Genomic DNA, 13241 nt, shown 5'->3' with positions numbered 1-13241 from the left:
ACAAAAACCAGCTTTGTGCAACTATTACATAATACCGTGCAGTTTTGTGAAATAAAATCGCTTATAAATGCTCTAAACCAAATTGATATAGGGCATTTTTCTTATAACCATATAATTCCGCCACAATCGCCGCCGCTTTTTTAAGGGGTAACTCTTGTGTAAGTAAGGTGAGGGCTTTAATTGCCTGAGGGGCGAACTCTGTCTCATTTTCCTGTTTAGGTTTGCCTTCTACGATCAATACCATTTCACCTTTGGTCCGGTTTGGATCTTCGACTAGCCATTGACGTAAATTTTTCACGGTATCACCAACGATAGTTTCCCACGTTTTAGTGAGCTCTCGCGCCAATACAACATAACGATCTTGACCAAGTACCTCTTGCATATCTACAAGGGTATCCAAAATACGATGGGTAGATTCATAAAAAATCAAAGTGCGGTCTTCTTCCACAATGTTTTCCAATCTATCCTTACGCGCTTTACTTTTCGCCGGTAAAAAACCTTCAAAACAAAAACGATCTGAGGCGATACCAGAAGCACAAAGTGCCGTAACTGCCGCGCAAGCTCCCGGCAAAGGAACTACACGGATCTCCGCTTCACGACATTGACGCACTAAGTGAAAACCGGGATCGCTAATTAAAGGTGTACCGGCATCGGATATTAATGCAATATTCACCCCTTGTTTCAGTTTTTCTACCAAAACAGAGGCTTTCTCTTGCTCATTATGATCATGCAACGCAAAAAACGGCTTTTTAATGCCATAGTGACTGAGCAATAAACCACTGTGGCGTGTATCTTCTGCCGCAATTAAATCCACTTGGGAAAAGGTTTCCAGAGCACGTTGAGTAATATCTTGTAGATTACCAATCGGTGTTGCCACAATATATAAAATTCCGGTTACATTATTCATTTTGTTTGCTTTTAAGGTTTGAGATAAGTAAGATCACGCCATTATTGACTCATTCATAATGGAGCAAAAGCGAATATGTCTATTCTATTACAAGGCGCAGGTTTTAAAAAACGTTTAATGCCAATTTTATTATCCGTCGCGTTAGCCGGCTGTTCCAATTTATTCGGCAGCAGCTTTACTGAAACACTTCAACGCGATGCCAATGCCAGTTCTGAATTTTATATGAACAAATTAGAACAAACCCAGAATGTTGAAGATAAAGAAACCTATAAATTATTCGCTGCACGTGCATTTATTGTAGAGAATAAAATTGCCCAATCCGAGGCAATATTATCTGAATTAGGCGAATTAAATGATGCACAAAAACTTGATCGCACATTAATTGAAGCCCGTCTTTCAGCCGCCAAAGGGGCAAATGAAGTAGCGGAAAGCCAATTGCGTTTAATTGATTTAAATAAACTAAGTGTCTCTCAAAAATCTCGTTATTATGAAACGCAAGCAACTGTTTTTGAAAATCGTAAAGATATGATTGAAGCAGTAAAAGCGCGCATCAAAATGGATGAAAATCTCACCGATGTACAACGTCGGCAAAACAATGTGGATAAAACTTGGGCGTTATTACGTGCGGCAAATACAGGCGTGATCAACAATGCACTGGATGACGGCAATGTGGCATTAGGTGGCTGGCTTACTTTAATTAAAGCCTATAACGACAATATTCGTCAGCCCGTTCAATTAAGCCAAGCCCTACAAAATTGGAAAAATGCTTATCCAAATCATGCGGCAGCTACCCTTTTTCCAAAAGAATTACAAAGTTTGTTAAATTTCCAACAAACAAATCTTGCGCAAATCGGTTTAGTTTTACCAATCAGCGGTGATGGTCAAATATTAGGTAATACCATTTTATCCGGTTTTAATGATGCTAAAGGTAATTCCACTATTCCTGTGCAAATTTTTGATTCTGCTATCTACTCAATCGATGAAATCACCGCACAGGCAAAAGAAGCCGGTGTGAAAGCCTTAGTTGGTCCGCTTTTAAAACAAAATGTCGAATCAATCATTAACAACCCTGTATCAGTACAAGGTATGGATGTATTGGCATTAAATGCCACACCAAATGCCCGTGCAATTAATCAAATATGTTACTACGGTTTATCGCCGGAAGATGAAGCGGAATCAGCTGCAACCAAAATGTGGAATGATGGCGTTCGCTCCCCTGTTGTCGCTATGCCACAAAATGAATTAGGTCAGCGCGTGGGCAATGCCTTTAATGTGCGTTGGCAGCAATTAGCTTCCACGGATGCCAATATTCGCTACTATAATTTACCGGCGGATGTGCCTTATTTCTTACAAGAAAATGCATCAAATTCAACCGCACTTTATGCCGTTGCATCACCTGATGAATTGGCTGAAATTAAAGGTTATCTTGCCAATAGTGCGCCAAATTTAAAAATCTACGCAAGTTCACGCTCGAACTCAGCAAGTAATTCAGCTGAATATGTAACACAAATGAATGGCGTACAATTTAGTGATATTCCGTTCTTCAAAGAAGCTACATCCGCACAATATCAAAAAGTGGCGGGCTCAACCGGCGGTGAATATCAGCTAATGCGTTTGTATGCAATGGGTGCGGATGCGTGGTTGTTAATTAATCATTTCAATGAGTTACGCCAAGTACCGGGCTATCAATTAAGCGGCTTAACCGGCATACTCAGCGCAGGACCGAATTGTAATGTAGAACGTGATATGACTTGGTTCCAATACCAAGACAGTAACATAGTTCCGGTAGCCAACTAACTATGTTTTCATTAAAACGCCAACAAGGAGCGGGCTTTGAGCATCAAGCCCGCCTTTTTTTGGAATCAAAAGGATTGCATTTTATTGCGGCAAATCAGTATTTTAAATGTGGCGAATTAGATCTCATTATGCAAGATGGGCAAACTATCGTATTTGTGGAAGTTCGCCAACGTTCAAATGCACATTTTGGTTCTGCTATTGATAGTGTAGATTGGTATAAACAACAGAAATGGCTTGATGCGGCAAATCTCTGGCTTGCGAAACAGAATCTCAGTTTAGAGGATGCTGACTGTCGTTTTGATCTCATCGCTTTCGGCAAGAATGCGCAAGATATTCAATGGATTCCTAATTTTCTCGACTAATTTTATTTTCAATTATGTTACAACAAGTTAAAGACATTTATAGCGAAAGCATCCAAATTCAAATTTCCGCCTCCAGTTTGCTCACGGAAAATATCGCCAATGCAAGCCAAAAGGTAATTCAATGCTTACTGGGTGGCAATAAAGTGATTGCTTGCGGTATCGCACGCTCTTACGCCAATGCACAATTTTTGGTTTCTAACCTGCTTAATCGCTATGATATTGAGCGCCCAAGCTTTCCTTCGGCACTACTCAGCCTAGAAAGTGCGGTCGGTTCTTCCTTAGTTTTTGATCATTCAGCGGAAAATCTCTATCAACATCAATTTAATGCAATAGCAAAACCCGGAGATTTACTTATTGCGTTTGCTCCGCTTGGTGTGGAAAAAGCCGTACTCAACACCATTGCCAATGCAGTAAGCAAAGAAATTAGCGTGATTGCTTTAACCGGTTCAAATAATGACGCCATTCAAGGCTTATTAGCAGCACAAGATTTGGAAATTTCCATTCCTACCAACAAAGAAAGCCGTATTTTGGAAAATCATTTATTTGTAATTAATGCTGTTTGTGAACTGATTGATCACACATTATTTCCAAGAGTTTGATAGAATGTTCATTATCCTAGAATCTTAGATCTAAACTATTTCACTATTTATTTGACTAACTAATTGATTCATTTAAATAAAGGAGAGAGAAATGAAACTAACCCCAGTTAAAAAATTGGCATTTATTCTAAGTGCTTCCATTCTGCTCCAAGGCTGTGTCGCCGCTGTACTTGGCGGAGCCGCAGCAGGAACAAAAGTTGCAACGGACCCACGCACAATGGGTACTCAAGTCGATGATGAGACTCTTGAATTTAAGGTAGAAAATGCCTTAGATAAAGACGAACAAATTAAATCCGAAGCGCGTGTGAATGCCGTATCTTACAGCGCCCGTGTATTACTAATCGGTCAAGTACCAAGTGAAAATACCAAGGAAACCGCGACCGGCTTGGCAAAGGGCGTGGATGGTGTAGTCGATGTCTATAATGAATTACGCGTGAACCCTAAAATTACTATCGGGCAAATCAGCAAAGATAGTTGGATCACCACACAAGTGAAATCCAAAATGTTAGTGGATGATCGGGTGAAATCAACAGATGTGAAAGTCATCACTGAAAATGGCGAAGTGTTCCTATTAGGTAATGTGACACAAGCCCAAGCGGATGCCGCCGCTGAAATTGCCAGCAAAATTAGTGGGGTACAAAAAGTGGTTAAAGTATTCAAATACTTGAATTAATTTTCACTCTAAAAATTATTTTTTCTATAAAAGTGCGGTCGAAAAATACAGTGTTATAGTAATTACACAAAGACCTAACAGCTTGAAAATTCTACAATCTCCATTGAATTAACCACTTAATGGAGATTTTTATTGATGTGTGCATGAATGATAAATTATTCACTTATTCTGCTCTTGCTACTGAATAATTTAACCTTTTTCCATTTGATACTCAAATGCCTGACGTATCAACCCCATTATATAAGGTAAGTCATCCATATTGTTCAACTTCACTTCTACATCTCCGTTTCCCCATTTCCCTATATCGGTAATATTTCGGCACAATCCACGTGGATCTTGAATATCAGCAAAACGTATATTTAATACAAGCTTCAACTGTTTCGCTTGTGGGGTAATATCTACGAAATTATTTTCGAATTTATAGGCTATATAGAGTTTCAAATATTCTTCGCTGACACAAGAATCCAACATCAGTATGCTGCTTCGTAATTTCTGAAACAAATTATTTAATTCTTCATTATTCAACAGATTAGGGAAATTATTTATGCTGTAAGTCAAATTTTCAGATTTTTTTGCTTCTTCATACTTGGCAAGTTGTTCACTATCCAAGTCCGGCATTGCCCAAATAGAAACTGCCTTTTCAGCTAACTTTTCGGCTCGACCTTTAATTTGTTCTTCATTCCATTTTTCTATTTCACTAAAACCATTATTCAATCTTAAAGGGCTGTAAGCTAATCCTATTTTTTCACCTTCTTTATTACAAATTTCAATCCGTTTATAAGTAAATGAATGGTCACTATATTCACTGTTATATCCAGTTAAGGTCAAATTGCCTAATGTGTGTAGATAAGTGTCTTGTATTTTCTGCCAATTTTCTCCTAATTCCGCTTGCCATTCGATAGAGAGTTTTTTGTTCTGCGGCATAATATGTTCAATGGAATATTCACCGATATTGACTGTCTCTTTACGACCGTAATTTTCTAATTTACGCAAAAAGTAGCTTCTCCGTCCAAAATTATATACATCTCTAATTTGAATTTCGCGTAAAAACTCCCCATTTCTCGGAAAACGACGATAGGATGACATAAGCAGGAATTGAGCTTGCAAACTTTCTAAATAAAACTCTTTGTTCAATGATTTAGCAAGCGAAGCGAACGTTTTGTTAAGTGAATTAGTAGGAATATTACAAATCGATCGGCGGAATACATAGCTCTCTATCAAGCGAACAACTTGCAGCACTTCACCATTTTTCAAGCGACCTTGTTTGTAATCATGGTAGGTGCTCAATAGGAAAGGATAGGCAACATCCACTTTTAATTCTCGTAAATCAGAAAATGCCTGTTTCAAATTAGGATCACTTTCTTTGTCCAAGGCAAAGGCACAATAATAACCAGCATAGTTATAAATATCGTCAACCAAACCTTTGGAATCGCCCTTGAAATAGCTTATGGAAAAGCTTTTAAACTCATTGTAAACCTTACGAATATTAGGAATTGTACCTGTTTTTACAGTCAAGTAATGACGCATAAAGTCATCGAAATATTGACTATATGCTTCTTGTCCAAACAATTTTTCAATTTTTCTCCAATAAGAACGATAGAGTTCATTTTGTAGATCAGGACTCAATCCCATTAAAATATAATTTCTAATAAGATCAGCCTGACTGAGTTCCAACCCTGTAGAATTCATACTTTCAAAAATTAGCTGTGGGTTATCTTTATCTCGCTCCAATGCAACGTCTACAATAATCAGTTTATCTATGCCTTGGCAGATTTTATCCAATTTATCACTATTATCCGAAATTAATTTTTTAAACAAATCATAATTTTCTGTAACTCGTATGCTTGCAGATTCTTGTAGAGGTTCTTGCTTTAATACTGCTAATAATGTTTCTTTGTCCGTTTCTGACAAAAGCAATTTGAAATGACGGTCGTTTTGTTCTTCAGGATTAAACAAATAATAGTTTCGCAACTTTCTAGCAGAAAATGTATCCAACAATTCAGGGATTTGCTGCTCTTCCAAATAATCTGCCAAAGCGGCGATAAGCAAGGTGCAAGTAGTCAAGCGCTGTTGCCCATCGATAACGAGTAAAGATTCATGACTTGTTACGGTAGAAAGCGCACGTTCAATATATACAATTGAACCAATAAAATGGGCGTTAGTTTGTTCATCCGAACCTGTACGTAAAATATCATCCCATAGTTGACGACACTGAGTCTCTGTCCATGAATAATTTCTTTGATAGATAGGGATTATAAATTGCGGCGATTTTTTCAAAAATTTCAATAAATTTGCTTCACTAGCTTTCATAAGAAATCCTATTAATCTTTTATTTATAGAGTCCTGGAAATTGTACAGAGTAACACTTTTCCAACATATTAGATATTAGGATTTATAAATATTCCATCCTTGTACAATTATACGATACAGTTCATAAAAGTTCCCCATTCCATAACCAAGCGTGGGAAAACCAAGTTTCACGTACAAAAAAATGCTTATGCGCACAAATGTAGATTATTCTCCCTTCCATTATGAGACCATCCCCTTTTCGAGTCAGAATAACGGAAAATAGCCGATTTTCGACCGCACTTTTTTGTTTTTTTCAAGCAAAAATTCTCATATTTACAATTCTCGGAAAAGTATTTGTTTTTTAATAATAAATTTTTTGTCAATCATTTTGATAAAAAATTTATTACTTGATCTGACAAAAAAAACACACTATCTTGTGTATCGTTGTTTCACAAACACTATATATTGTGTTTTAAAATAATATAAAAAGGCTCGTATATTCATGAACAAAAGTTTAAAAGTTACCAAGCGTGACGGTACGCAAGAACAAATCAATCTTGATAAAATTCACCGTGTCATTACTTGGGCCGCAGAAGGATTAGAAAATGTTTCTGTCTCTCAAGTAGAATTGCGTTCGCATATCCAGTTTTACGAAGGGATTCGTACTTCCGATATTCACGAAACCATTATCAAAGCCGCAGCAGATTTAATTAGTAAAGATACCCCTGATTATCAATACCTCGCTGCTCGTTTGGCGATTTTCCATTTGCGCAAAAAGGCTTATGGTCATTTCGAGCCACCTCGTTTATATGATCACGTCAAAAAACTCGTGCGTATGGGGAAATATGATCATGCCCTTTTAGATGATTACACTCGCGAAGAATGGGATGAAATGGATGGTTTTATCGACCACTGGCGTGATATGACCTTTTCTTATGCTGCCGTAAAACAACTGGAAGGCAAATATTTAGTGCAAAACCGTGTAACCGGTGAAATTTACGAATCCGCACAATTCCTTTATTTATTGGTCGCAGCGAGTTTATTCTCAAAATATCCGCAAGAAACCCGCTTGGACTATATCAAGCGTTTTTACGATGCCACTTCCACCTTCAAAATTTCTTTACCAACACCAATTATGGCAGGCGTGCGTACTCCAACCCGCCAATTCAGTTCTTGTGTTTTAATTGAATGTGGCGACAGTTTGGATTCTATCAATGCTACCGCCTCTGCCATTGTGAAATATGTTTCCCAACGTGCAGGAATTGGAGTAAACGCTGGCGCAATTCGAGCCTTAGGCAGTGAAATCCGTGGTGGTGAAGCCTTCCATACCGGTTGTATTCCGTTCTATAAATATTTCCAAACAGCGGTAAAATCTTGTTCACAAGGCGGTGTTCGTGGTGGTGCGGCAACGGTTTACTACCCATTATGGCATTTAGAAGCCGAAAGCTTGCTCGTGTTAAAAAATAACCGTGGTGTGGAAGATAACCGTGTTCGCCATATGGACTACGGTGTGCAATTAAATAAATTGATGTATCAACGCTTAATTAAGGGCGGTGATATTACCTTGTTCAGCCCTTCCGATGTACCGGGACTTTACGAAGCTTTTTTTGCCGATCAAGATAAATTTGAAGAGCTTTATGTCAAATATGAGCAAGATCCAAACATCCGTAAACGCACAGTCAAAGCGGTGGAAATTTTCTCTCTATTAATGCAAGAACGCGCTTCAACCGGTCGTATCTATATTCAAAATGTGGATCACTGTAATACTCACTCTCCGTTTGATCCTCAAGTGGCACCGGTACGCCAATCTAACTTATGCTTAGAAATTGCGTTACCAACCAAACCATTAAGCCATATTCATGATGAAAATGGTGAGATTGCTCTTTGCACCCTTTCTGCATTTAACTTAGGCAAAATTGAAAATCTTGATGAATTGGAAGAGTTAGCAAATCTTGCCGTTCGTGCGTTAGATGCCCTATTGGACTATCAGGACTACCCTGTTGCCGCGGCAAAACGCAGTTCCCTTGCCCGTCGTTCTTTAGGGATTGGCGTGATTAACTATGCTTATTACTTGGCGAAAAATGGAGTGCGTTATTCTGATGGTAGTGCGAATGATTTAACCCACCGCACTTTTGAAGCCATTCAATATTACTTATTGAAAGCCTCAATGAATTTAGCCAAAGAACAAGGTGCATGTGAATATTTCAATCAAACCACCTATTCACAAGGTATTTTACCAATTGATACCTATAAAAAAGATTTGGATTCGCTCACACAAGAACCCCTGCATTACGATTGGGAAAGTTTACGTAAAGACATTCAAGAGTTTGGTTTGCGTAACTCCACGCTCACTGCATTAATGCCGTCAGAAACTTCATCACAGATTTCTAACGCCACCAATGGTATCGAACCGCCTCGTGGTCATGTGAGTGTGAAAGCCTCAAAAGACGGTATTTTAAAACAAGTGGTACCTGATTACGAAAACTTAAGTGATCAATATGAATTACTTTGGGATATTCCAAACAATGATGGTTATCTACACTTAGTCGGCATTATGCAAAAATTCGTGGATCAAGCGATTTCCGCAAATACGAACTACGATCCAAAACGCTTTGAAGACGGTAAAGTGCCGATGAAAGTGTTATTAAAAGATTTATTAACCGCTTACAAATACGGCTTAAAAACCCTTTACTACCAAAACACCCGTGACGGCGCAGAAGATGCCCAAGAAGATCTTGATGATGGCTGCGCAGGCGGGGCATGTAAAATCTAATTAATCAACCCTTTAAAAGTGCGGTTAAAATTGACCGCACTTTTTTAAAAACAGAGGAAACCCAAATGGCATACACCACTTTCTCACAAACCAAAAACGACCAACTAAAAGAGCCAATGTTCTTTGGTCAAAACGTAAACGTTGCTCGTTACGATCAACAAAAATATGAGACCTTTGAAAAGCTCATTGAAAAACAACTTTCTTTCTTCTGGCGTCCGGAAGAAGTGGATGTGTCGCAAGATCGTATTGATTATGCGGCTTTACCGGAACATGAAAAACATATTTTTATTAGTAACTTAAAGTATCAGACCTTATTGGATTCTATTCAAGGTCGCAGCCCGAACGTGGCATTGTTACCGTTGGTATCCATTCCTGAATTAGAAACTTGGATCGAAACTTGGACGTTCTCTGAAACCATTCATAGCCGTTCTTACACCCATATTATTCGTAATATTGTGAACGATCCCTCTATTGTTTTTGATGACATCGTCACCAATGAAGAGATTATCAAACGTGCGCGTGATATTTCTTCTTACTATGATGATTTAATCCGTGATAGCCAACTTTATGGCTTGTATGGAGAAGGCACTTACACAGTGGACGGCAAAGAATGTGTCGTTACTTTACGCAATCTCAAAAAACAACTTTACCTTTGCTTAATGAGTGTCAATGCCCTAGAGGCGATTCGTTTCTATGTGTCTTTTGCCTGCTCTTTCGCTTTTGCAGAACGTCAATTAATGGAAGGAAATGCAAAAATCATTAAATTTATTGCCCGTGATGAAGCATTACATTTAACCGGCACACAGCATATTTTAAACATTATGGCGGCAGGCCAAGATGATCCTGAAATGGCAGAAATTGCCGAAGAATGTAAACAAGAAGCCTATGATTTATTCCTCGCCGCAGCGGAACAAGAAAAAGAATGGGCGGATTATTTGTTTAAAGACGGTTCAATGATCGGCTTAAATAAAGATATTTTGGTGCAATATGTAGAATACATCACCAACATCCGTATGCAAGCCGTTGGTTTACCGTTGCCGTTCCAAGCTCGTTCCAACCCAATTCCTTGGATTAACGCTTGGTTGGTTTCCGATAACGTGCAAGTGGCACCACAAGAAGTGGAAGTGAGTTCCTATCTTGTAGGTCAAATAGACTCAAAAGTCGATACCAACGATTTCGGAGATTTTGATCTTTAATTATGCACTGAGCAAAATTCTGAATTTATTTAGTCGATAAAAGAGCTGGCTTTGCTGGCTCTTTTTTATATCTCCAATTAATCTTATGTTCTACCTAATAAAAATACAAAAACACTCAAATAATCTCTCTTCAATTATTCACTATTAATAAATAATCTTTTTACAAAAACCATATTTTTCTTTTTTCAGGAAAGCGTAATATACGCCACATCAAAAACACAGCAATGTGCAACTCATTTTTAAAAAGTTAAGGAATATTTATGAAAACTGTATTTCATTCTGCAAATTCTCGTGGCAATGCGGATCACGGTTGGTTAAAAAGCCGTCATACTTTTAGTTTCGCAAACTACTATGATCCTGACCGCATTCATTTTGGGGCATTACGGGTGATTAATGATGATTTCGTTGAAGGCGGTCGCGGTTTTGGTACACACCCACACGATAATATGGAGATTATTTCCATTCCATTAAGCGGTGATTTAGCACATCGTGACAGTATGGGAAACGGCAGTGTGATTCGCCACGGCGATATTCAAGTGATGTCGGCAGGTACAGGAATTACCCACAGTGAAATGAACCCGAATGCGAATACGCCGGTGAAATTTTTACAAATTTGGGTCTTCCCAAACAAACGCAATGTTGAGCCTCGTTATCAACAAATTAGCCTTGCGGAAGGTGCAAAACCAAACGATTTCCAACAAATTCTTTCTCCAAATGCAAATGATGAAGGTGTGTGGATTCACCAAAATGCCTGGTTCAACTTGGCGAAGTTTGACAAAGGCACGGCGAAAGAATACCGCTTAAATGATACAAAAAACGGTGTCTATGCGTTTGTGATCAAAGGTTCGGCGAAAGTGGCTGGATTTGATCTTTCCGAACGTGATGGCTTAGGCGTTTGGGATGTAGAAAACTTCAATGTGGAAGCTACCGATGATGCCGAAATTTTGTTGATGGAAGTTCCAATGGAAGTCGCCATAGCATAATAAGATGATAAATAATGAGCGGTGATGGCCGCTCATTTGCACAACATCTTCCCCAGTATTTTATAAATCATTAGAATACGCACCTTGATTTTAGTCGGTTGGTAAATTCAATATCTAAAATCCATTGCATTTTCCGACCGCTCTTTTACTCGGTAATTTTATCAACCATAATCTTATTTAGGAGATTAAATGAAAAAAACAGCACTTGCGCTTGCATTGGGCGCATTAACTTTAACAAGCAACAATCTTTATGCGAAAGCCGGTGATAAAGTGGATATTGCAGAGCCATTCAAAGCCACGGTTTTAGTAGAAGGTTTGGAAAGCCCATGGGAAATGCTTTGGGGTAAGGATAACCAAATTTGGGTGACTGAACGTCAAGGCAAGAACATTGCAAAAATCGATCCAAAAACCGGTAAACGTACACAGCTTTATCACTTTGAAAATGTGTTTGCTGCACCGCCACATCAAGGTGTTCTCGGTATGGCATTCGCGCCTGACTTCTTATCAGGTAAAGGTGAAAACCATCTTTATACCGCCTACACGTATAATGAAGGCGAGAAAAAATTCGCGCGCATTGTTCGTTTAACGTACGATGAAAAAGCCAATAAATTGGCAAATGAAACCATTGTCATTGACAAACTACCGGCAAGCGGCGACCACAACTCGGGACGTTTACGTTTTGCACCGGATGGGACATTATTCTATACCATTGGCGATCAGGGCTTTGGACAAGGTAAACACGTTGATAAAGAAATCCAATCACAATACTTACCAACCGCTGAGCAGGTTGCAAACAAAGATTATTCACTTTATCCGGGTAAAATTCTCCGTTTAAATGTAGACGGTTCGATTCCTGCGGATAACCCAGAATTAAACGGGGTGAAAAGCCACGTTTACGCTTATGGTTTCCGTAACTCACAAGGTTTAGCCTTTGTTGGTGATAAATTATTTGCAGTGGAGCACGGCCCTTCTAGCGACGATGAATTAAACCTTATTGAAAAAGGCGGTAACTATGGCTGGCCAAATGTTGCAGGCTATAAAGATAACGAAGCTTATGTTTACGCAGAATGGTTTAAAGCACCGAAAGAATTACAAGCAAAATTTGATTCTAATGTCATTCCGGAAGGCGTACCGGTTAAACAAGAGAGCGAATTTAATGCACCAAACTTTAAAGCGCCGCAGAAAACTTTCTTTACCGTACCAACAGGTTATAACTACTCCGATGAGAACTGCGGTAAATTGGCATTTTTATGCTGGCCGACGATTGCTCCGTCAAGCATAATTTACTATCCGAAAGACGGCGCGATCAAAGAATGGCAAAATTCCTTGTTAATCACAACCTTAAAGAGCGGTGCGATTTATCGCGTGAAATTAGATGGCAAATCGGAGCAAGTACAAGGTGATTTTAGTAAACACTTCAGAACCGATAACCGTTACCGTAATGCGGTAATCAGTCCGGACACACGTAAAATCTATGTGGCGACCGATGCGGTCGGTTACGGTTTAGGTAAAAACGGCAAGCCGAACACTGAAATGCAAAATAAAGGTGCAATTGTCGTGTTTGAATACACCGGTAAATAATCCTAACGCTCACAAACGGGCGGATATTGACCAAAATTTGTAAATATTTCAAGGCATCTTTAAAGATGCCTTTCTTTTAAA

General features: G+C 38.8%; 10 protein-coding genes. 8 read left to right on the top strand and 2 right to left on the bottom strand.

The window, feature by feature from the left end:
- Positions 1–61: 61 nt before the first annotated feature.
- On the bottom strand, positions 62–907 hold the full coding sequence (gene rsmI, locus A3GE_RS0108045; protein ID WP_018356749.1) for a 16S rRNA (cytidine(1402)-2'-O)-methyltransferase: 846 nt from the start codon (positions 905–907) through the stop codon (positions 62–64).
- Positions 908–982: 75 nt separating this feature from the next.
- Between rsmI and A3GE_RS0108040 the strand changes: the two genes are divergently transcribed.
- The 4 genes from A3GE_RS0108040 (at position 983) to dolP (ending at position 4338) form a co-directional block, all read left to right on the top strand.
- Positions 983–2704 carry a penicillin-binding protein activator gene (locus A3GE_RS0108040; RefSeq protein WP_018356748.1) on the top strand — a complete coding sequence of 574 codons (1722 nt, stop codon included), beginning with the start codon at positions 983–985 and terminating at the stop codon, positions 2702–2704.
- A 2-nt stretch (positions 2705–2706) separates the two neighbouring features.
- Complete coding sequence (locus tag A3GE_RS0108035) at positions 2707–3066, top strand: YraN family protein (RefSeq protein ID WP_018356747.1); 360 nt, start codon at positions 2707–2709, stop codon at positions 3064–3066.
- Positions 3067–3080: 14 nt separating this feature from the next.
- Positions 3081–3665, top strand: coding sequence for a D-sedoheptulose-7-phosphate isomerase (locus A3GE_RS0108030; RefSeq protein ID WP_018356746.1), 585 nt, complete (start codon positions 3081–3083; stop codon positions 3663–3665).
- Positions 3666–3756: 91 nt separating this feature from the next.
- Positions 3757–4338 carry a division/outer membrane stress-associated lipid-binding lipoprotein gene (dolP, locus tag A3GE_RS0108025; RefSeq protein ID WP_018356745.1) on the top strand — a complete coding sequence of 194 codons (582 nt, stop codon included), beginning with the start codon at positions 3757–3759 and terminating at the stop codon, positions 4336–4338.
- A gap of 189 nt (positions 4339–4527) precedes the next feature.
- Here dolP and A3GE_RS0108020 read toward each other — a convergent pair whose 3' ends face one another.
- On the bottom strand, positions 4528–6648 hold the full coding sequence (locus tag A3GE_RS0108020) for a DUF262 and DUF1524 domain-containing protein (RefSeq protein WP_018356744.1): 2121 nt from the start codon (positions 6646–6648) through the stop codon (positions 4528–4530).
- Between the two features lie 481 nt (positions 6649–7129).
- On the opposite strand from A3GE_RS0108020, the gene nrdA reads away from it, so the two are divergent.
- The 4 genes from nrdA to A3GE_RS0108000 all read left to right on the top strand — a co-directional run bounded on the left by nrdA (position 7130) and on the right by A3GE_RS0108000 (position 13160).
- A complete protein-coding gene (nrdA, locus tag A3GE_RS0108015) occupies positions 7130–9400 on the top strand; it encodes a class 1a ribonucleoside-diphosphate reductase subunit alpha (RefSeq protein WP_018356743.1) in 2271 nt (756 codons plus the stop codon).
- Between the two features lie 65 nt (positions 9401–9465).
- Complete coding sequence (gene nrdB, locus A3GE_RS0108010; RefSeq protein ID WP_018356742.1) at positions 9466–10596, top strand: class Ia ribonucleoside-diphosphate reductase subunit beta; 1131 nt, start codon at positions 9466–9468, stop codon at positions 10594–10596.
- Positions 10597–10856: 260 nt separating this feature from the next.
- A complete protein-coding gene (locus A3GE_RS0108005; protein ID WP_018356741.1) occupies positions 10857–11579 on the top strand; it encodes a pirin family protein in 723 nt (240 codons plus the stop codon).
- Positions 11580–11768: 189 nt separating this feature from the next.
- Positions 11769–13160 carry a glucose/sorbosone family PQQ-dependent dehydrogenase gene (locus tag A3GE_RS0108000; protein WP_018356740.1) on the top strand — a complete coding sequence of 464 codons (1392 nt, stop codon included), beginning with the start codon at positions 11769–11771 and terminating at the stop codon, positions 13158–13160.
- Positions 13161–13241: the final 81 nt, after the last annotated feature.

The sequence above is a fragment of the Rodentibacter pneumotropicus DSM 21403 genome (assembly GCF_000379905.1).
Taxonomy (GTDB): Bacteria; Pseudomonadota; Gammaproteobacteria; order Enterobacterales; family Pasteurellaceae; genus Rodentibacter; species Rodentibacter pneumotropicus.
Note: the sequence above shows the minus strand (reverse complement) of the source record. Positions and strands in the feature narration are given on the sequence as shown.